The sequence below is a fragment of the uncultured Thiothrix sp. genome (assembly GCF_937873765.1).
GTDB lineage: Bacteria > Pseudomonadota > Gammaproteobacteria > Thiotrichales > Thiotrichaceae > Thiolinea.
This window is the reverse complement of the sequence record NZ_CALMZC010000015.1, coordinates 214,919-234,946: the sequence shown is the minus strand read 5'-3', so window position 1 is coordinate 234,946 and position 20,028 is coordinate 214,919. Positions and strand designations below refer to the sequence as shown.

The following is a 20,028-nucleotide window of genomic DNA, read 5'->3' as shown; positions in this document are numbered from 1 at the left end:
GTTCTAAACCATGCCTGAAATTCGCAACTTTACGCTGAACTTCGGCCCAGCCCATCCTGCGGCACATGGCGTTCTGCGCTTAGTGTTGGAAATGGATGGCGAAGTCATTGTGCGTGCTGATCCTCATATTGGGTTATTACACCGGGGCACTGAAAAACTAGCTGAAACTAAACCCTATAACCAAAGCATTGGTTATATGGATCGCTTAGATTATGTGTCGATGATGTCTAACGAACATGGGTATGTGTTAGCGCTAGAAAAACTATTAGGCATTACCCCTCCAGAGCGAGCTTTATATATTCGCACGATGTTTGACGAAATCACTCGTATTCTTAACCACTTATTATGGATTGGCACGCATGCTTTGGATATTGGTGCTATGTCCATGTTTATTTATGCTTTTCGTGAACGTGAAGATCTGATGGACGCTTATGAAGCAGTCTCCGGCGCACGTCTGCATGCTAGCTACTATCGTCCGGGTGGGGTCTATCGAGACTTACCGGACTCCATGCCACAGCATGAAGTCTCGCGCTTCTGTTCTGAACAAGAAGCCAAGCGTTTAAATGAAAATCGTCAAGGCTCGCTGTTAGATTTTCTAGAGGATTTTACGCAGCGCTTTCCTGCTTATGTGGCTGAGTATGAAAGCCTATTAACCGATAATCGTATCTGGAAGCAACGTTTAGTCAATGTTGGCGTGGTTTCACCTGAACGCGCCCTTCAACTAGGTTTAACAGGTCCTATGTTACGTGGTTCAGGTGTAGCTTGGGATATTCGTAAAAAACAAGCTTATGCCGCTTACGATAAAGTGGAATTTGATATTCCCGTTGGTACTAATGGCGATAGTTATGATCGTTATTTAGTCCGCATGGAAGAAATGCTTCAATCCAATCGAATTATTAAACAATGTATTGATTGGTTAAGAAAAAATCCGGGTGCTGTTCTAGTGGATGATAAAAACACACCACCGACACGCTTGGCGATGAAGCAAGATATGGAGGCCTTAATTCATCACTTCAAGCTGATGACTGAAGGTTATTGTTTGCCTGTTGGGGAGGCTTATGCGGCAGTAGAGCATCCTAAAGGGGAATTTGGTTGTTATATCTTGTCTGATGGAGCCAACAAACCTTATCGCTTAAAAATCCGTGCCCCGGGCTTTCCACACTTAGCTGCCATGGATGAAATGGTGAAAGGCCATATGCTAGCCGATGTGGTCACGATAATTGGTACACAAGATATTGTATTTGGGGAGGTTGATCGTTAATGACAGAGTATTTTAACAAGAATCCTCTCAGCAGGTATGAACGAGAAACTATTGATAGTTGGCTAAGGCGATATCCCTCTGACAAAAAACAGTCTGCTTTGTTAGCCGCTTTACATGCTGTCATGCATGAGGATCATTATGTATCGACTGAAAAAATGGATGCCATCGCCGCTTACTTAAGCCTACCACCGATTGCGATATATGAAGTAGCAAGCTTTTACTCTATGTATGAGTTAAATGAACAAGCAGCTGCTCGTTATAACATTTCAGTTTGCACCAATATTTCTTGTATGTTGTGTGGCTCTGATCAAATTTTGGCGCACATTGAACGCAAACTGGGAGTGAACTTAGGTCAAACTACCGACGATGGCAAATTCTTTCTCAAAAAGGAAGAAGAGTGTTTAGCTGCATGTAGCTACGCACCTATGATGCAAATTAATCATGTCTATCACACTGACTTGACCCCTGAAAAAGTGGATCAAATCCTAGATGGCTTGGAGTAGGCATATGACCAACCAAGTCTGCTTCGCAACCTTGCCCTTCGGTGACCAAGCTCATACTTTAGCAAGCTACTTAAAAATAGGTGGCTACCAAGCTTGGCGAAAAATTCTAACTGAAAAGACCTCACCTGAAACTATTATTGCAGAAATCAAAACTTCTGGCTTACGCGGGCGTGGGGGAGCTGGTTTCCCCACAGGTTTAAAATGGAGCTTTATGCCGCGCACTATGCTTGGGCAAAAATATCTAGTTTGTAACTCAGATGAATCGGAACCAGGTACTTGCAAAGACCGCGATATTCTACGCTTTAATCCCCATGCTCTCATCGAAGGTATGGCAATTGCTGCTTATGTGATTGGCGCGACTGTAGGTTATAACTACATGCGAGGTGAGTTCATGGATGAACCCTTTATCCGCTTTGAACAAGCACTTACAGAGGCTTATCAACTGGGCTTACTAGGTAAGAATATTCAAGATTCAGGTATTGATATTGATCTTTATGCGAGCTTAGGTGCAGGTGCCTATATCTGTGGCGAAGAAACTGCACTGTTAGAATCTTTGGAAGGTAAGAAAGGCCAACCTCGGTTTAAACCGCCCTATCCGGCTAGCTTCGGTTTGTATGGTCGCCCTACTACCATTAACAATACTGAAACCTTAGCTTCGATTGCAACCATCATGCGTAAGGGGGGCGATTGGTTTGCTAAGTTAGGGGTAGCAAACTCTGGTGGTGAGAAATTATTCTCTATGTCAGGACACTTAAATAATCCGGGTAATTTTGAAATTCCCCTAGGGACGCCCTTTATTGAGCTCTTGAACATGGCCGGTGGGGTAAGGGAGGGGCGGAAACTCAAGGCTGTCATTCCGGGCGGTTCATCAGTACCGGTACTTCCAGGTGCGGTCATGTTGGGACTGACTATGGATTATGACGCCATTGCAAAAGCAGGGTCTTATTTAGGCTCAGGCGCAGTCATTGTAATGGACGAGACCACAGATATGGTCAAAGTTCTGCAACGTATTTCACGCTTCTATTACTCAGAATCGTGTGGTCAGTGCACACCTTGCCGTGAGGGAACTGGTTGGTTGTATCGTTTAGTAACTCGCATTGTCGAGGGTAAAGGTACTGCAGACGACATTAGTAAGCTAGAAACTATTGCCCACGATATTGAAGGGCGTTCAATTTGTGCTTTAGGTGATGCAGCCGCCATGCCTGTTTGGAGTTTTGTGAAAAACTTCCGCGATGAGTTTGAGTATTACGTCGAACACGGGCGTAGTCTGCTTATGCAGGTATCTGTATGAAACAAGAACTCGTCACGATTGAAATCAATGATCAACCATATACAGCCCCGAAAGGCAGTTTGCTAATTGATCTTGCTGATGCGAATAACATCAAAATCCCACGCTTTTGCTATCACAAAAAACTATCAGTTGCTGCCAATTGCCGTATGTGTTTAGTCGAGATGGAGAAATCCGCTAAGCCAGTGCCTGCTTGTGCAACCACTATCGAAGCGGGGATGAAGTTTTGGACAAAATCGGAAAAGGCCAAACATGCTCAAAAAGCTATTATGAGTTTTTTACTGATTAATCACCCCTTAGATTGTCCTATTTGTGACCAAGGTGGTGAGTGTGAATTACAAGATCTAGCCATTACTTATGGGCAAAAGCACTCCAACTATCAAGAAATTAAACGCGTTATCGCCGATAAAAATATTGGACCTTTAGTTGCAACCGATATGACCCGCTGCATCCAATGTACCCGCTGTATCCGTTTTGGTACAGAAATAGCGGGGATGCGAGAGCTGGGAGGTATTTTCCGAGGAGATCGTTTGGAAATTAGTACCTATATCGAAACATCCCTACAGTCTGAACTGGCTGGCAATATCATTGACCTGTGCCCAGTGGGCGCGTTGACTGCTAAGCCTTCACGTTATAAAGCACGTGCCTGGGAAATGAAAGCACACCCCTCTATCGCCCCACACGATGCAGTAGGCTCCAATATTGAGTTACATCTCTTTCGTAAAGAAATTCTGCGCTGTGTTCCACGTGAAAATGATAGCGTCAATGAGTGTTGGCTAGCGGATCGTGACCGCTTCAGCTATCAGGGCATGTATAGCAACGAGCGTTTAAGCACACCCATGCTTAGACGTGCTGGACAATTAGTTGCTGTCACTTGGCAAGAGGCCTTACACACAACCGCAGACATCCTACAAAGCACTGATCCTTCCAAAGTAACCGCTTTAGCCAATGCCACTTCAACCCTAGAAGAATTGTATTTATTCCAAGCCATCATGCGCGGTTTAAATATTCGGAATATTGACCATCGCCTACGCCAAGTAGATTTTTCTGATCAGGCCTACGCGCCGCTGACTCCTAATTTAGGTGTAAAAATCGCTGAACTAGAACAGCAAAACGCTGTTTTATTGATTGGCACTCACTTACGTCATGAACAGCCTTTACTGAACCACCGTTTGCGAAAAGCAGCTTTAAACGGTGCGCATATTACCGTGGTCAATCCACGGGGCTTTGCGTTCACTTATCCCGTACAACAAATTATTGCTGCCCCGTCTGCATTAGTGAATTGTTTAGCTGAACTTGCTAAAGCTAGTTTGATACTCAATCAAGCTGAGATACCCGCTGAGTTAGCAGAACTATTTGCCACCATCGCTCCTACTGAACTTGATCACTCCACCGTGGCTGATCTGAAACAGGCGGAGAAGAAACTGATCTTGTTAGGCAACTTAGCAGTCCATCATCCTGATTATGCAAGTTTACGTGCTTTGGCTTCTATCATTGCCATGCAAACAGGTGCAACTTTAGGCGATCTACCTGAAAAGGCTAATACGGTAGGAGCGTGGTTAGCAGGGGTTGTACCGCATCGTTTAGCAGCGGGACGTCCATTAGAACAACCGATTAAAACTGTCGATGCAATGTTGCAAGAAGCAGATACCATCGTCTTACTAAATGCAGAGACTAACGACTTTGCTCACCCCGCCCAAACAGTACAGGCTTTCAAAAACGCCTCCCAGCTAATTCTAATCGGTGCCTTTGCGGATCAAACTTTACTAGACCAAGCTACAGTAGTTCTACCTGGTTCAGTATTTGCAGAAACAGCAGGGACTTACTGTAATGCTGCAGGCGACTGGCAGTCTTTCCTAGGAGCGGTTGAACCTTTTGCGAGTGCGCGTCCAACTTGGAAAATTCTGCGAGTCTTGGGTAATACCCTCGATTTACCCCACTTTGACTGGCCTAGTGCTGAAGCAGTAGCAGCAACCCTACAATCTGAGTTGTGTGCAGTAACCGAGCATAAATCTGCTTATAGCTTGAGCTATTTAAAACCTAGAGCCTCAGTTACTACCAGTAAAGAGCTGTTTGAGCGCGTAGCTGTTAGCAAATTATATCGTGAAGATGGTTTAAGCCGCCGTGCCACCGCTTTGCAAGCACTAGTTGAACCTGCCATGGTCGAATTGAACCCAGTTGATGCAACACGTTTAGGTTTATCAGCAGGCACTAGTGTAAGGCTTAGCCAAAATGAGATAAGTCTTGAATTGCCAGTGCATCTATCCCCTGAAATTGTACCTGGGACTATGGGTTTAGCCATCGGTGATCTGGAGACAATTGCTTTCAGTCCATTCGGTTTCATCCAATTACACATACTCAACTAAGGAAACTCATGGAAGCACTTACACGATTTTTAAATAATTTTCTTCCAGATGATTTAGTAACCTTTATTTTAATCTTATTGAAAATTGCCTTGATTGTCGTGCCTGTTATTTTACTAGCTGCTTATACTACCTATGCTGAGCGTAAAATTATTGGCTTTATGCAAGTCCGTATAGGGCCAAATCGAGTAGGACCATTAGGCTTACTACAACCTATTGCTGACACTTGTAAGTTAATCTTCAAAGAAATTGTCATACCCACTCACTCTAATCGCTTCCTGTTTTTATCTGCCCCTTTATTATCAATGGGACCTGCATTTACTGCTTGGGCAGTCATTCCGTTTAGTGAGGGTATGGTACTCGCTAATATTAATGCTGGCTTATTATTTCTATTAGCCCTCAGTTCATTAGGAGTTTATGGTATTATTCTTGCTGGTTGGGCATCTAACTCTAAATATGCTCAATTAGGCGCTATGCGAGTTGGTGCGCAAATGATTTCTTATGAAATCGCTATGGGCTTTGCTTTAGTTGGAGTCTTAATGGCAGCCGGCAGTTTAAATATGAATGATATTGTCAAAGCACAATCAGGAAGTATTTTTAACTGGTTTATTTGGCCTTTATTCGGTTTATTTTTGGTATACTTTATTTCAGGTATTGCCGAAACTAATCGAGCACCTTTTGATGTAGCTGAAGGTGAATCAGAGATTGTGGCAGGGTTCCATGTAGAATATTCGGGAATGGCAATGGCTATTTTCTTTATTGCAGAATATGCCAATATGATTTTAATTGCCGTCCTGACTTCTATTCTATTCTTAGGCGGTTGGTTGTCACCGCTTCAAGGGTTAGATGTATTAACCCAGCTACCTGGGCTTGGTTTATTTTTTGGAAATGGCTTGCACTGGTTAGCCCTGAAAGCTTGTATTTTCTTATTTCTATTCCTTTGGTTTCGTGCCACTTTCCCACGTTACCGTTATGACCAAATTATGCGTTTAGGCTGGAAAGTCTTAATTCCTGTAACCCTAGTATGGATCTTTGCAGAAGGCATTGCCATCGTCATTGGCTGGCAACCCTGGTTGTTTTAATTTCATAAGCGAGAGGAGAGGAAATGGGTATCAATTTTAAGTATTACTTAAAAGCCTTTAGCTTTTATGAGTTAATAAATGGCTTAATAGTTACCAATAAATATTTAACTGCCCGTAAAATCACAATTAAATACCCTGAGCAAAAAACTCCATTATCTCCTCGTTTTCGTGGTCATCATGCTCTGCGCCGCTATCCTAATGGCGAAGAGCGGTGTATTGCTTGCAAGCTCTGCGAAGCGGTTTGTCCTGCTCTAGCCATTACCATTGATTCAGAAGAACGCCCAGATGGAACCAGACGCACAACTCGTTATGAGATTGACTTATTCAAGTGTATTTATTGTGGATACTGCGAGGAGGCTTGTCCTGTCGATGCTATCGTGGAAACCAATATTTTTGAATATCACTTTGAAAAACAAGGTGAGAATATCCAGACCAAAGAAAAGTTATTAGCGATTGGCGACAAATACGAAGCTGAAATCGCAAAGATGAAAGCCACTGATGCTCCCTACCGCTAAGAGGTAAACAGTATGTTTCAGCAATTTATATTTTATCTATTTACTGCAGTCCTAATTGCCTCTGCTATAGGTGTTGTAACGGTACGCAATCCTATTTATGCAGCTTTGTGTTTGATTCTAGCCTTTTTCAGCAGTGCTGCCATCTGGGTGCTTAGTGGAGCTGAATTCTTAGGGATTGTATTAGTTCTAGTTTATGTCGGAGCGGTCATGGTCTTATTCTTATTCGTGATTATGATGCTGGATTTAAACTTAGATCTACTCAAAGAAGGTTTTATACGCTATCTACCTATCGGCTTAGGTGCGGCTCTCATTATTATTATCGAAATGTCTTTAGTCTTACATATGCCGACCTTCCAGATCAAGCAGCCTCTAGCCGTTTTACCTACAAACAATACTGAAGCTTTAGGCGAGATTTTGTATACCGACTATGCCTATCCTTTTGAGATTGCCGCAGTTATTTTGGTTTTGGCTATTGTTGCAGCCATTGTTTTGACTTTACGTCGGCGAGCTGATGTCAAACTACAAAATATCCCCGAGCAAATTCAAGTACGCCGTAATGATCGAGTCCGCCTTATTAAAATGCAAGCAGAGAAATAAATATGATTTCACTATCAAACTACTTAGTGATTGGAACTCTATTATTCTCAATTAGCTTAGCAGGTATGATCCTGAATCGTAAAAATGTCTTAATTTTATTAATGTGTATTGAACTTATGCTACTTGCAGTTAATATGAATTTTATCGCTTTCTCTTATTATTTAGGCGATTTAGCAGGTCAAGTTTTTGTCTTCTTTATTTTGACTGTTGCAGCAGCCGAAGCGGCTATTGGTTTAGCTATTTTAGTTTTGGTATTTCGTAATCAGCGTTCGATCAATGTGCAAAACTTAGATAGCTTAAAGGGGTAAACGATGGAGTTTATTTATCTATTTATTCCCCTTACCCCCTTATTGGCAGCGATTATAGTTGGCCTATTTGGCAACTATTTAGGACGTATCAATACCCATCGACTTACCATCGTTGGCGTAAGTATTTCCTTTATTTTAGCAGTGATAGTTGCTTTTGATACTATGGGTAATGCACATACTTACAATGGCTCTGTTTACACCTGGGCTATTATTGAGGACATTCATTTTGAAGTTGGATTCTTAATTGATCAACTTAGCGCTCTGATGATGGTCATTGTCACTTTCGTCTCGCTCATGGTACATATTTATACCATTGGCTATATGCAAGATGATACCGGTTATCAACGTTTCTTTAGCTACATCTCACTTTTTACCTTCTCGATGCTCATGTTAGTAATGAGCAATAATTTCTTGCAACTATTCTTTGGCTGGGAAGCAGTAGGTTTAGTATCTTATTTATTGATTGGCTTTTGGTTTAATAAAGAAACTGCCATATTTGCCAATATGAAGGCTTTCATTATCAATCGCGTGGGTGATTTTGGTTTTATCTTGGGTATCGCTGGAATATTGGCGTTTTGTGGCAGCTTAGATTATGTCGAAGTATTTTCACGTATAAATGCGTTTGCAGGGGTAAGCGCTGCAGCGGTGGTGCCTGGAGTAGATTGGCAAATACCAACCTTCATTGCCATTTTATTATTTATTGGTGCAATGGGTAAATCAGCACAAATTCCTTTACATGTCTGGCTACCCGACTCCATGGAAGGCCCAACACCGATTTCTGCCTTAATTCATGCAGCTACGATGGTAACTGCAGGAATCTTCATGGTAGCTCGAATGTCACCTATTTTTGAATTATCTGACGCCGCTTTGAATTTTGTGATGATGATTGGTGCACTCACTGCCTTTTTAATGGGTTTAATTGGCATCGTGCAGAACGATATTAAACGAGTTGTTGCTTATTCCACTTTATCACAATTAGGCTATATGACTGCTGCTTTAGGTGCTTCAGCTTACTCAGCAAGTATTTTCCACTTAATGACACACGCCTTTTTTAAAGCTTTGTTATTTTTAGCGGCAGGCTCAGTAATTATGGCCATGCACCATGAACAAGATATTCGCAAGATGGGGGGCTTGAAAAAGTATCTACCCATTACTTATTGGACAGCCTTAATCGGCTCTTTAGCATTAATCGGCTTCCCCGGTTTGTCTGGGTTCTTCTCCAAAGATCTAATTATTGAAGCGATTCATACCTCCGAATTAGCTGCAGCTCCTTATGCTTATCCTTTAGTATTACTCGGTGTATTTGTAACTGCTTTTTATAGTTTTCGTATGTTTTTTTTAGTTTTTCACGGGAAAGAACGTTTTGAAAAACAGGCCCAACACGGGCATGAATATAGCAGTACAACACAAGAGTCACCATGGATCATCACCATTCCACTCATTTTATTAGCGATTCCTTCATTAACAGTAGGTTATTTAATCGATCCACTGGTGGTAGGTAACTTCTTCCAAGAAGCTATTTATGTGAATGATACAGCTCATAGTTTTATAGCGAATTCAGCTAATATATCGCAACATAATACTATTCAAAACTTGAGTACAGAATTTCATGGAGTATTTAATTTCATATTGCATGGCATCACACAATGGCCTTTTATCTTAGCCATAGCAGGTTTAGGCTTAGCCGCTTATATCTATCTGCATGATGACTCACTAGCTAACTGGGCTTATCGTAAACTCCACCGCTTACATACTTTATTAGATCGCCAATATTATGCTGATGCTTTTAATCAAACAGTCTTTGCTAAAGGCTCAATCTATTTAGGTAATCGTTTCTGGGCTTTAGGAGAGCGTAAATTAATTGATGGCTTATTGGTCAATGGCTCTGCACGCCTAGTCAGCTGGTCAGCCCAACTGATGCGCTCTCTACAAACGGGCTATGTATATGACTATGCCTTTGTAATGTTTGGTGGATTGGTCATTGCCTTGACTTGGTTCTTATTTTTCTAGCGTTTTGCCCTAATTAAGTGGAAATATACATGCTTGATTTGCCAATCTTAAGTTTGCTGCTCTGGCTACCTATGTTGGGTGGTTTAGTGGTACTAGCAGTGGGCAACCGTTTAGACCCTAGACAAGTTGCATTGGGCATTACCCTTCTCACTTTTCTAATCAGCTTGCTAATGCTAATTAGTTTTAACTTAGAAACTGCACAAATGCAATTCCAAGAGCAGAGCATCTGGATTAGCAGTTTCAAAATCAATTATCACTTGGGGGTTGATGGCTTTTCAGTGCCTTTGATTATTTTAAATAGCTTCATCACGATCTTAGTGGTGATTGCTGCTTGGGAAGTAATCCGCTATCAGATTAATCAATATTTAGCAGCCTTCTTGATAATGGAAGGTATCGTCAATGGTGTATTTGCTGCTTTAGATGCCATGCTCTTCTACATTCTATTTGAAGGCATGTTAATTCCTTTATTCTTAATCATTGGTATTTGGGGAGGGCCACAGCGAGTTTATGCGACCTTAAAGTTCTTCCTTTATACCTTTTTTGGCTCGGTATTTTTGCTCATTAGTTTGGTGTACCTTTATCAGTTAGGTAACAGTTTTGCAATCGCTGATATGCAAAAACTTCCTCTAGCTATGCTGCCGCAAACCTTGATTTTTCTAAGCTTCCTACTAGCTTTCGGCGTCAAAGTACCTATGTGGCCGGTACATACTTGGTTACCAGATGCACATGTTGAAGCGCCTACAGGGGGTTCAGTCATTTTGGCAGCGATTACCTTAAAAGTTGGTGGCTATGCTTTTATCCGTTTTGCTTTACCGATTGTACCTGATGCAGCCGCTCAACTAAGCAGCTTAGTCATTTTCATGTCGTTAACAGCTATTGTGTATATCGGTTTTGTCGCTCTAGTCCAACAGAATATGAAAAAACTGATCGCCTATTCCTCTATTGCTCACATGGGATTTGTGACTTTAGCCTTATTTATTATCTATCTACTCAAGCCTGATGATAGCCGCTCAGCTGCCTTAGCTCTACAAGGTGGAATGATACAAATGATCTCGCATGGTTTCATTTCTGGCGCATTGTTTTTATGTATTGGCGTACTCTACGACCGCATGCACACTCGTGACATTAAAGCTTATGGTGGGGTGGTAAATACGATGCCTTATTTTGCCGCCTTTTTTGTCTTATTTGCTATGGCTAATACCGGCTTACCGGGAACCTCGGGCTTTGTAGGTGAATTATTCGTAATTTTAGCTAGTTTTAAAGCCAACTTTTGGATTGCATCACTCGCGGCCAGCGCTTTAATTATTGGTTCGGCTTATACCCTATGGTTAGTAAAGCGGGTAATTTTTGGTACTATCCAACATCCTAAGGTAGCTCAGTTAAGGGATCTGAATCAGCGTGAATTTGGCTTATTAACAGTATTAGCTGTTGCTGTATTGTTGTTGGGTGTATGGCCTGCCCCTCTAAACCATCTGATGAGTGTCTCTATTGAACAGCTATTAGCACACGCCTTGCAAAGTAAATGCGGAGGCAATGTGGTAGGAGAATGTCCATGATGAATATCGCTATTGCTACACCAGAAATTTTTCTACTCATTAGCATCTGCATTATTTTGCTAATTGATCTATTTTTACGAGATGATCAGCGCTTAATTAGCTATATTCTCGTTCAAATTTCTGTACTCATCACAGCTTTTTTGCTCATTAGCACTCTGCACACCAATAAACAACTTGGCTTAAATGCAATGTATGTGCAGGATGAGTTAGGAGGTTTCTTAAAAATAAGTATTTTAGTATTAACTAGCACAGCTTTTGTCTATATCCGTAAATACCTCAACGATAAAAATTTATGGAAAACTGAATTCTTCCTTTTGGTTCTGTTTGCCGTACTAGGTATGATGATTATGGCTTCTGCTAATCATTTATTGTTAGTATATTTGGGTTTAGAACTGCTGTCCTTAGCTTTATATACTCTAGTAGCTTTTAGTCGTGATGATAGCCGCGCTACTGAAGCTGCGATGAAATACTTTATCTTGGGTGCGATTGCCTCAGGTATGTTGCTATATGGTATCTCCATGTTATATGGACTAACTATGGGTCAATTAGAGTTACAAGCAATTGCTGCCTATATAGATACTCAAGCTATTTTAGAAAATATACCTTTATTGTTTACCCTAGTTTTTATTGTTGGCGGTATCGCTTTTAAATTTGGTGCGGTACCATTGCATATGTGGGTGCCTGATGTTTATCAAGGTGCACCTACTGCAACCACCTTGTTCTTGGGTAGTGTGCCAAAAATTGCAGCTTTCGCGATGTTAATACGTGTATTAAGTGAATCCTTAGGGCTAGCTCAATCTGGTTGGGCGCAACTCTTATTAGTCATTGGATTATTATCAGTAATCATTGGCAACTTACTAGCTATTGCCCAATTTAATTTAAAACGTATGCTAGCTTATTCTGCAATTGCGCAGATGGGATTCGTATTATTAGGCACAATGACCGGTACTCTTGAGGGCTATAGCGCGGGTCTATTTTATACCTTGACCTATGCGCTAACCGCAGTGGGTGGCTTTGCCATTTTGATTCTTTTAAGCCATCAAGGCTTAGAAGCTGAAACTCTAGATGATTTAAAGGGCTTAAATGAACGTAGTCCTTGGTATGCTTTCATAATGCTATTATTTTTATTCTCCATGGCTGGTATTCCACCTATGGTAGGTTTTTATGCTAAGTTTTCTGTGATTCAAGCTCTGCTACAAGGTGGTTATCTTTGGGCTGCAATTATTTTAGTTCTAATGTCAGTGATCGGGGCTTTTTATTATCTACGTACCATTAAAATGATGTATTTTGATAAACCCGAACTCGACTTCACTCTAAAAACTACCACCCTAGACTTCAAATTGGTTTTAAGCACCAATGGTTTATTGATACTGATTTTAGGCTTATTACCGAGTAGCTTAATGAGTCTCTGTACAAATGCTTTAGTCACTTCCCTACCGTAACTTGTAAGTCAGTTTTACCAGCTTGGGACTCTAAGCTTTTTTGGTAGCAGACATGAAATAAAAGAGAGGACACACAGTATTTAAATGTCCTCGATAGTTTAGCTCAAACTTTCAGCGCTTTAGCATGCCAAGCGATATGTTCGCCGATAAAAGTACCAATGAAATGATAGCCGTGATCATAGCCATCTTGCATACGTAGAGTTAGGCTTTGCCCAGCTTGTTCACACGCCGCTTTAAAGTTCTCGGGCAGTAACTGCTCTTCGGTTAAGAACTCATCGCCTGTGCCTTGATCAATCAAAATATCTGGCACGCGCGCGCCCGCCTGCACTAAGCAAGTAGCATCATAAGTTTGCCAATCCGCTTGGTTCGAGCCGAGATAAGCGGTAAAGCAGCCCTGCCCCCATGCCCCATGTATCGGGTTACAAATTGGCGAAAAGGCTGAGACGGAACGATAAGCTTGTGGGTTTTTCAACGCCACAATCAGTGCGCCATGCCCACCCATTGAATGCCCAGCAATCGACTTTACACCAGCAAGTACCGGAAAATTGGCCTCCACCAGTGACACCAACTCCTCAGTCACATAAGCATACATCTGATAATTTTTATCCCAAGGCGCTTGCGTGGCATTGACATAAAAACCTGCACCTTTGCCCAAATCATAGCGCTCAGGTACATCGGGAATTTCATCACCGCGCGGGCTAGTGTCGGGAATAATTAAAGCGATCCCATGCTCAGCGGCATAACGCTGCGCACCGGCTTTGACGCGGAAATTATCATCCGTACAAGTTAAACCAGATAACCAATACAGCGCGGGTACTTTCTGCGTTTCCGCTTGTGGCGGCAGGTACACTGAAAAGGTCATGGTGCAAGCGCAAGCCTCCGACTCGTGCGTATAGCGCTTGAGATAACCGCCCCATTCTTTAATACTTTCGATTTGCTGCATACTCACCTCAGAAAATAATCACTGAGCGAATGCTCTCACCATGATGCATTAAATCAAAGGCTTTATTGATGTCCTCTAGCGGCATAGTGTGTGTAACCATACTATCCAGCTCGATCTTGCCATTCATATAACTTTCAACATAACCTGGTAATTGCGTGCGTCCCTTCACACCACCAAAGGCTGTACCTTTCCAAGTGCGGCCTGTAACAAGTTGAAAAGGACGAGTGGAGATTTCTTGGCCTGCACCCGCGACACCGATAATGGTAGAAACCCCCCAACCCATATGCGTACACTCAAGGGCATCGCGCATAACTTTGACATTACCGATGCATTCAAAGGAATAATCCACGCCACCATTAGTTAGATCTTTAATGTACTCGACCAATGAGCCATTGACTTCTTTCGGGTTGACGAAATCGGTTGCACCTAAAGCCTTGGCGATTTCCCATTTCGCTGGATTTAAGTCCACCGCAATAATGCGACCAGCTTGCGCCATCACTGCCCCTTGGATCACCGATAAACCAATACCACCCAAACCAAATACTGCTACCGTCGAACCCGGTTCAACTTTTGCAGTATTCAACACCGCACCAATACCCGTAGTAACACCGCAACCGAGTAAGCAAACTTTATCTAAGGGGGCAGCCGGATTGATTTTAGCGAGGGCAATTTCTGGAACAACGGTGTATTCAGAGAAAGTGGAACAGCCCATATAGTGATAAATTTCCTTGCCACCCACTTTAAAGCGGCGTGTATGGTCGGGCATATACCCCGTCCAAACTGTACCCGCGATGGATTGGCAAAGGTTAGTTTTTGGGGAGAGACAATATTCACATACGCCACATTCAGGAATATAAAGCGGGATCACATGATCGCCGGGCTTGAGGTTTTTCACTCCGGGGCCACATTCTTCGACGATACAGCCACCTTCGTGACCTAAAATACAAGGAAAGGCACCTTCAGGATCATCCCCAGAAAGGGTAAACGCGTCCGTGTGGCAAACGCCAGTGGCTACGACTTTAAGGAGCACTTCGCCTTCACGTGGTCCTTCGACTTCAACTTCTTCAATCACTAAGGGTTTTTGCGGCTCCCACGCCACCGCTGCACGGCATTTCATAGCACTCTCCTTCTGGTTTTGATGACAGTTAAAGCAACATAGAATGAATGTTCATTTCTGTCAATCATCCCCTTTCAGAAACTTCATCAATCTGCACGATAAGCGTCACTGCATTACCTTATAAAATGAAGCCTTGCTTCTAATTTCATAAACTCACGTTATGCTTAGGTTATAGCCCATCTGGAGTTGATCTATGCAAAACTGCCGATTTCTTCTGCTCTGCTCTTTGAGTGTTATCACTGTTGCCTGCAGTGAACCCAAGGGGCCACCACCGACTACCGTGGGTTTTGGTGTCAACCCTAGCCTACCAGCTCCCCAGACATCAACGATTCCGACCGTAAATATTGCACCTGCCGTCGGCTGGAAGGGTGCTAAACCAATAGTTGCACACGGCTTGGCAGTCAATGCCTTTGCTAAGGGTCTAGAGCATCCACGCTGGCTATATGTGTTACCCAATGGCGATGTCTTAGTTGCAGAAACCAATGCACCACCCAAACCAGAAGATAGTACCAGCCTCAAAGGCATAGCCATGAAAATGGTGATGAAACGTGCGGGCGCAGCGGTGCCTAGTGCTAATCGGATTAGCTTGCTCCGGGATGCAAATGGCGATGGTGTAGCTGAAACTAAAACAGATTTCCTTACTCATCTCAACTCCCCGTTTGGCATGGCCTTGATTGGCAATACCCTCTATGTCGCCAACACCGATGCGATTGTTAGTTTCCCTTATCAAACGGGCGTGACTCAGATTACTGCTAAGGCCACCAAACTAGCTGATTTACCTGCTGGGCCGATTAATCATCATTGGACTAAAAATATTATTGCCAGCCTTGATGGCTCCAAACTTTACGCCACCGTCGGATCGAACAGTAATATTGCTGAAAATGGTTTAGAAAACGAAGTCAATCGGGCAGCCATCTTAGAGGTTGATGTAAAAACAGTTACAAGTCGTTTGTTTGCCTCTGGTTTACGCAATCCGAATGGTTTGGCTTGGGAGCCACAAACAGGAGCCTTATGGACCACCGTGAATGAGCGTGATGAACTAGGTGATAATTTGGTACCTGATTATCTGACCGCAGTAAAAGATGGTGATTTTTATGGCTGGCCTTATAGCTATTTTGGGAAAAATATTGATGAACGCGTCAAGCCACAAAACCCTGCATTAGTCGCTAAAGCTATAACTCCAGATTACGCCTTAGGCGCACATACCGCTTCTTTGGGTTTAGCATTTTATCAAGGACAACTACTCCCCACACAATACCGTGGTGGAGCTTTTATCGGCCAACATGGTTCGTGGAATCGCTCGCCGCGTAGTGGCTATAAAGTGATTTATGTACCCTTTGTTAATGGCCAACCTAACGGCCTGCCTCAGGATATTTTGAGTGGCTTTGTAAATGAGGTGGGTGAAGCTTTGGGTCGCCCCGTGGGAGTAGTGGAAGATAAAAGGGGCGCTATTTTAGTCGCCGATGATGTGGGGAATGTGATCTGGCGAGTCAGCTCAGCACAGTAAACAATTTATATTTATAAAATAGCGGCTTGTTTCAGGCGAAAACGCAGGCGGGTATCCACCACTGCTTGCGTTAAGCGCAAATTTGCTGGCAGGAGATTGTGTTTATACACATGCCGAGGATGAGTTCCCCCCACCCCCGGATTACCCAAATTATAGCGGCTACCTAACAGATAAGGATCAGTCAGATTCCGCACTGCACTCGCGATCCCCAAGCCAGATGCTAAGCTTGGATCATACCAAGTCAGATAATCATCACAGTGTAGGCGTCCGCGATAATGATGCAGCACACAGCAATTAATTCCAACCATCTTCCCCTGCCATTGGTAGCGGTCAATTTTAAGAAGAGCGCGTCCTGAATGCTGTACTGCTGCCAACCACGATAAAGTCACATGGGCATAAGCATCCTGATCTTTTAACTCTACTGCGCTGAAACGCTCTGCCCATACCTGCATAAGCCAAGGCAGAGCTTCGACAATATTGACTAAAGTTCCCGGTACGATACTAAAATTGGTGAGCTTTTTGAGTTTACGACGAATATCGGTGCGACGACTAGGGGAAAGTAACTGCAGATATTTTTCAAGTGGCAAGCCATAAGCGCTGGCAGTCGGCTCTTGCTTTAGCTGTGAATCAGCACTCACGACGTCGGTATCAAAATAAGGCAAACGCAAGCGCTTTAATACTTGTAACGCACCCGGTGTGTAGGTTGGGCTAATGGCGGGTGAATGCGGCATAGCAGCGATATAGGTATAAGTGTCATCGCTGTAACATTGCCCTACTGGTAAATAGCCGTCCGCTTTGCCCTGATAATCAAAGCTTAAAAATAAGCATGGATTACGCATCCCCGGATAGCGTAAAAGTTGCTGTACCAACATGGGTGAAGCATATAAGGAGCCATCATCAAGGTCTTTGAGGATTTGTAGTTCTTTTAAGCTTAATTCCACTGGACACGATCCCTGCCAAATTCGCTCTAACCCTCGCTAAATCAGGATTAACAAGCTAGCAGTACCGGCATGGCTGGTGATGAAAATACGACTAACGACGCTCTGTATAACCAGCCGATACGCATCGACTGGTTATACTGTTAACAAGCAACTTACCGCTCAGGCTTACTGATCTGTAAAGCCCACCCGCTGATGTGAACCATCACAATAAGGCTTATTCGCTGAAGCCCCACAACGGCATAAAGCAGTCATGGTATGGATAGTTGTTGCACCCGTTTGGTCTTGTACTTCAATCGTACCTTGTACAATTAAGGGGCCATTTGGGGCTAGCCGTACTTTAACCACTTCTGTTTTAGGCGCTGCTGCTTGACTATTTGCTTGATCCATTTTGTAAGATAAAGCACCGGAAGGACAACTTTTCACTTGTTCAATTAAACGCTCTGTTGAAGCGGCTTCCACTTTCACCCAAGGGCGTTGTTGAGGATTAAACACTTGCGGTAAGCTACGAAAACACAAAGTCGAGTGAATACATTTAGCCGGCTGCCAAACAATCGTCACTTCGCCATTGGAATACTCTTTAACAATCGCTGGATTAGACATGCTTCACTCCTATTTGGGTTAATTTCGGCTGACTATTTGGCTTAATGGCGGCGCTTCGGTGGCAAAATCAGATTGGCAAACATTAAACCAGCCACGATAGCCATAAACGCCAATAAGATTTGTGCACTATTCATAGTATTAGCCAAGATGGACTCGCCGGTCACGAAATTATTTAAACCAATATACATTTTGCTCCCCGGCACTAAGAGTACGATCCCCGGTAGTAGTACAATCGAAGTAGGCCGATTCTTGAGGACTGAATAGGCGTTTGCATAAATCCCTACTACTAAAGCCCCAATCAAACCGGCTAAGCTCAACTCAAACACTTCTGCCCCTAAACTCGCACTCAGATAAGCAATCCCCCCTGCTAATAAACCCCAAGGCGCATCCCGCCAGCTAATTTTAAAAATAATCAGGAGCGACAGACTCAAACCAAACACTGCTAGGTAACTCCAAATACTTACGGTCGCTACCTGCAAAGGAATTTGTGGTGTAGTCCACCAAATAGCCGCTAAGGCAAGTCCAAACATCGCCCCAAAATAAAGCTTAAACACGGTCATGCCCGCATCCATAATCCGAACAGTACCCGATAAGACATGCCGTGCTGCTAATTCACGTAAGCCAATCGTCATCACCAGCCCCGGAATATAAGCAATAACACCGGCTAAAACTACAATTGGCACATTTAGCTTAGCACCTAAGGCCGTCGCCGCACTGACCATGAAAGCGATTAATAAAGCGGTCAGGGGTTCTAACATTTCCTCTAAATGTTTGGAGCGTTCGGATAACAGTACCAGTAAATAAGCAAAACAACCCGCTGCACTCGCTGCTATAATTTCCTGCCATTGCGCCCCACAAACCAAAGCAAAACTCGCCGATAACACGCCCCAAGCTAACAGCATCAACCAGCGTGGATAAGGATCAGGCATCGTTTTTATTTGCTCAAGTTGCGCACGGGCTTGCGAGAGGTCGATTTGTTTAGCCAGCACGGCATCCACTAATTCATGGGTACGTGCTAAGCGATTAAGATCAAAAAGATTAGGTTGCACACGCTCAATATGATTGTATTCTTCATCTGAGTCCTTCTCCCGAAATAGGAAATGCATAGCGGTGGGCGTGACTAAAAATACCCCTTCAATCCCTAAAGTATGGGTGACCTCTTCTAATAAATTTTCTAAGCGATGCGCGGGCGCACCATAGCTATGTAAGCTAGTACCGAGCTTAATAATAAAACGGCGCAATTGCCCTAATTCCGATGCCTGCATGGTGCACAAAGACTCTCAAACTGGAGTTAAAATTGTTATAACCCTAAGCGCTTGGCATTCTAGCGGCTAACTTGCCATACTAGCTTGCGCCCTTAATCGAGCAAATAATATCCTGTTGCAGTCCTGAAAAGCGCAATAGGCCTAAATTTTTTATAAGCACTAAGAGAAGAACTTCATGAGTAAACCGATCAAAGTCATCGCTATTAGCGGCAGTCTACGAACGAAATCAACCAATACTGGCTTACTGCGCTATGCCCAAGCGAATGCACCAGCGGGCGTAGAAATCACTATCACTGACCTTAAAGACTTACCTTTTTATAATGCTGACCTCACAGAAAAACCGGCGGCGGTGCAAACTCTGTTAGCCCAATTGGCCGAAGCAGATGCTTTATTATTAGCTTGCCCTGAGTATAACTACTCGATTGCACCTGCTTTGAAAAATGCTTTGGATTGGGCCTCACGTGAGCCAAACAATGCCTTATTATCTGGTAAGCCGTTAGCGATTATGGGTTCAGGCGGTGGCATGGGTACGGCGCGCGCTCAATACCATTTACGTCAAGTCTGCGTATTTTTGAACCTGCATCCTTTGAATAAACCGGAAGTGTTCTGCAATGCCTTTGCGAATACCTTTGATCAAGATGGCAAACTGACTGATGAGCGCATTCAAGGTTTAATTAAAGAACAGTTAGCCGCTTTAAAAGCTTGGACTGAGCAACTACAGAAATAAGCT

18 protein-coding genes are annotated in these 20,028 nt (G+C 43.2%); 13 read left to right on the top strand and 5 right to left on the bottom strand.

The window, feature by feature from the left end; all coding sequences use genetic code 11:
- The first annotated feature begins 10 nt into the window (after nucleotides 1-10).
- Genes Q0307_RS05535 through nuoN form a run of 11 tightly spaced genes read left to right on the top strand, consistent with a single transcriptional unit; the run spans nucleotide 11 to nucleotide 12,925 of the window.
- Nucleotides 11-1,261, top strand: coding sequence for an NADH-quinone oxidoreductase subunit D (locus Q0307_RS05535; RefSeq protein ID WP_298657762.1), 1,251 nt, complete (start codon nucleotides 11-13; stop codon nucleotides 1,259-1,261).
- Entirely contained in the window at nucleotides 1,261-1,764 is a 504-nt protein-coding gene (locus tag Q0307_RS05530; RefSeq protein ID WP_298657760.1) for an NAD(P)H-dependent oxidoreductase subunit E, read from the top strand. The genes Q0307_RS05535 and Q0307_RS05530 overlap by 1 nt, the downstream gene beginning before the upstream one ends.
- A 4-nt stretch (nucleotides 1,765-1,768) precedes the next feature.
- On the top strand, nucleotides 1,769-3,055 hold the full coding sequence (gene nuoF, locus Q0307_RS05525) for an NADH-quinone oxidoreductase subunit NuoF (protein WP_298657757.1): 1,287 nt from the start codon (nucleotides 1,769-1,771) through the stop codon (nucleotides 3,053-3,055).
- The gene (gene nuoG, locus Q0307_RS05520; protein ID WP_298657754.1) at nucleotides 3,052-5,418 is read left to right on the top strand and encodes an NADH-quinone oxidoreductase subunit NuoG; all 2,367 of its coding nucleotides are present in this window, start codon (nucleotides 3,052-3,054) and stop codon (nucleotides 5,416-5,418) included. Before nuoF ends, nuoG begins: the two co-directional genes overlap by 4 nt.
- Before the next feature lie 8 nt (nucleotides 5,419-5,426).
- A complete protein-coding gene (gene nuoH / locus Q0307_RS05515) occupies nucleotides 5,427-6,497 on the top strand; it encodes an NADH-quinone oxidoreductase subunit NuoH (protein ID WP_298657751.1) in 1,071 nt (356 codons plus the stop codon).
- 23 nt (nucleotides 6,498-6,520) lie between these two features.
- The gene (gene nuoI / locus Q0307_RS05510; RefSeq protein WP_298657748.1) at nucleotides 6,521-7,012 is read left to right on the top strand and encodes an NADH-quinone oxidoreductase subunit NuoI; all 492 of its coding nucleotides are present in this window, start codon (nucleotides 6,521-6,523) and stop codon (nucleotides 7,010-7,012) included.
- 12 nt (nucleotides 7,013-7,024) lie between these two features.
- The gene (locus Q0307_RS05505) at nucleotides 7,025-7,609 is read left to right on the top strand and encodes an NADH-quinone oxidoreductase subunit J (protein ID WP_298657745.1); all 585 of its coding nucleotides are present in this window, start codon (nucleotides 7,025-7,027) and stop codon (nucleotides 7,607-7,609) included.
- A gap of 2 nt (nucleotides 7,610-7,611) precedes the next feature.
- Complete coding sequence (nuoK, locus tag Q0307_RS05500; protein ID WP_298657742.1) at nucleotides 7,612-7,917, top strand: NADH-quinone oxidoreductase subunit NuoK; 306 nt, start codon at nucleotides 7,612-7,614, stop codon at nucleotides 7,915-7,917.
- Between the two features lie 3 nt (nucleotides 7,918-7,920).
- Complete coding sequence (gene nuoL / locus Q0307_RS05495; protein ID WP_298657739.1) at nucleotides 7,921-9,927, top strand: NADH-quinone oxidoreductase subunit L; 2,007 nt, start codon at nucleotides 7,921-7,923, stop codon at nucleotides 9,925-9,927.
- Nucleotides 9,928-9,956: 29 nt separating this feature from the next.
- Complete coding sequence (locus Q0307_RS05490) at nucleotides 9,957-11,483, top strand: NADH-quinone oxidoreductase subunit M (RefSeq protein WP_298657736.1); 1,527 nt, start codon at nucleotides 9,957-9,959, stop codon at nucleotides 11,481-11,483.
- Nucleotides 11,480-12,925, top strand: coding sequence for an NADH-quinone oxidoreductase subunit NuoN (nuoN, locus tag Q0307_RS05485; protein ID WP_366936754.1), 1,446 nt, complete (start codon nucleotides 11,480-11,482; stop codon nucleotides 12,923-12,925). The genes Q0307_RS05490 and nuoN overlap by 4 nt, the downstream gene beginning before the upstream one ends.
- 103 nt (nucleotides 12,926-13,028) lie before the next feature.
- Here nuoN and fghA read toward each other — a convergent pair whose 3' ends face one another.
- Together fghA and Q0307_RS05475 are read right to left on the bottom strand one after the other, a co-directional pair.
- On the bottom strand, nucleotides 13,029-13,868 hold the full coding sequence (gene fghA, locus Q0307_RS05480) for an S-formylglutathione hydrolase (RefSeq protein WP_298657733.1): 840 nt from the start codon (nucleotides 13,866-13,868) through the stop codon (nucleotides 13,029-13,031).
- Nucleotides 13,869-13,875: 7 nt separating this feature from the next.
- Entirely contained in the window at nucleotides 13,876-14,985 is a 1,110-nt protein-coding gene (locus tag Q0307_RS05475; protein WP_298657730.1) for an S-(hydroxymethyl)glutathione dehydrogenase/class III alcohol dehydrogenase, read from the bottom strand.
- A gap of 193 nt (nucleotides 14,986-15,178) precedes the next feature.
- Here Q0307_RS05475 and Q0307_RS05470 point away from each other — a divergent pair, with 193 nt between their 5' ends.
- The gene (locus Q0307_RS05470) at nucleotides 15,179-16,492 is read left to right on the top strand and encodes a sorbosone dehydrogenase family protein (protein ID WP_298657727.1); all 1,314 of its coding nucleotides are present in this window, start codon (nucleotides 15,179-15,181) and stop codon (nucleotides 16,490-16,492) included.
- Between the two features lie 11 nt (nucleotides 16,493-16,503).
- Here the strand turns inward: Q0307_RS05470 and Q0307_RS05465 are convergent, their stop codons facing one another.
- The 3 genes from Q0307_RS05465 to Q0307_RS05455 all read right to left on the bottom strand — a co-directional run bounded on the left by Q0307_RS05465 (nucleotide 16,504) and on the right by Q0307_RS05455 (nucleotide 19,298).
- Nucleotides 16,504-17,433 (bottom strand): hypothetical protein, encoded by a 930-nt coding sequence (locus tag Q0307_RS05465; protein ID WP_298657724.1) that lies wholly within the window; start codon nucleotides 17,431-17,433, stop codon nucleotides 16,504-16,506.
- Nucleotides 17,434-17,598: 165 nt separating this feature from the next.
- A complete protein-coding gene (locus tag Q0307_RS05460) occupies nucleotides 17,599-18,033 on the bottom strand; it encodes a (4Fe-4S)-binding protein (RefSeq protein ID WP_298657721.1) in 435 nt (144 codons plus the stop codon).
- A 41-nt stretch (nucleotides 18,034-18,074) separates the two neighbouring features.
- Nucleotides 18,075-19,298: a threonine/serine exporter family protein gene (locus tag Q0307_RS05455; protein ID WP_298657718.1), complete on the bottom strand. Its 1,224-nt coding sequence runs from the start codon at nucleotides 19,296-19,298 to the stop codon at nucleotides 18,075-18,077.
- Between the two features lie 175 nt (nucleotides 19,299-19,473).
- On the opposite strand from Q0307_RS05455, the gene Q0307_RS05450 reads away from it, so the two are divergent.
- A complete protein-coding gene (locus Q0307_RS05450) occupies nucleotides 19,474-20,025 on the top strand; it encodes an NADPH-dependent FMN reductase (protein WP_298657715.1) in 552 nt (183 codons plus the stop codon).
- Nucleotides 20,026-20,028: the final 3 nt, after the last annotated feature.

Coding starts and splice junctions, on each gene's coding strand:
- nuoG (WP_298657754.1), top strand. CDS start 3,052: ATGAAACAAGAACTCGTCACGATTGAAATCAATGATCAACCATATACA.
- nuoF (WP_298657757.1), top strand. CDS start 1,769: ATGACCAACCAAGTCTGCTTCGCAACCTTGCCCTTCGGTGACCAAGCT.
- Q0307_RS05475 (WP_298657730.1), bottom strand. CDS start 14,985: ATGAAATGCCGTGCAGCGGTGGCGTGGGAGCCGCAAAAACCCTTAGTG.
- Q0307_RS05505 (WP_298657745.1), top strand. CDS start 7,025: ATGTTTCAGCAATTTATATTTTATCTATTTACTGCAGTCCTAATTGCC.
- nuoH (WP_298657751.1), top strand. CDS start 5,427: ATGGAAGCACTTACACGATTTTTAAATAATTTTCTTCCAGATGATTTA.
- Q0307_RS05530 (WP_298657760.1), top strand. CDS start 1,261: ATGACAGAGTATTTTAACAAGAATCCTCTCAGCAGGTATGAACGAGAA.
- Q0307_RS05490 (WP_298657736.1), top strand. CDS start 9,957: ATGCTTGATTTGCCAATCTTAAGTTTGCTGCTCTGGCTACCTATGTTG.
- Q0307_RS05450 (WP_298657715.1), top strand. CDS start 19,474: ATGAGTAAACCGATCAAAGTCATCGCTATTAGCGGCAGTCTACGAACG.
- nuoL (WP_298657739.1), top strand. CDS start 7,921: ATGGAGTTTATTTATCTATTTATTCCCCTTACCCCCTTATTGGCAGCG.
- Q0307_RS05470 (WP_298657727.1), top strand. CDS start 15,179: ATGCAAAACTGCCGATTTCTTCTGCTCTGCTCTTTGAGTGTTATCACT.
- nuoK (WP_298657742.1), top strand. CDS start 7,612: ATGATTTCACTATCAAACTACTTAGTGATTGGAACTCTATTATTCTCA.
- Q0307_RS05535 (WP_298657762.1), top strand. CDS start 11: ATGCCTGAAATTCGCAACTTTACGCTGAACTTCGGCCCAGCCCATCCT.
- fghA (WP_298657733.1), bottom strand. CDS start 13,868: ATGCAGCAAATCGAAAGTATTAAAGAATGGGGCGGTTATCTCAAGCGC.
- nuoI (WP_298657748.1), top strand. CDS start 6,521: ATGGGTATCAATTTTAAGTATTACTTAAAAGCCTTTAGCTTTTATGAG.
- Q0307_RS05455 (WP_298657718.1), bottom strand. CDS start 19,298: ATGCAGGCATCGGAATTAGGGCAATTGCGCCGTTTTATTATTAAGCTC.
- Q0307_RS05460 (WP_298657721.1), bottom strand. CDS start 18,033: ATGTCTAATCCAGCGATTGTTAAAGAGTATTCCAATGGCGAAGTGACG.
- nuoN (WP_366936754.1), top strand. CDS start 11,480: ATGATGAATATCGCTATTGCTACACCAGAAATTTTTCTACTCATTAGC.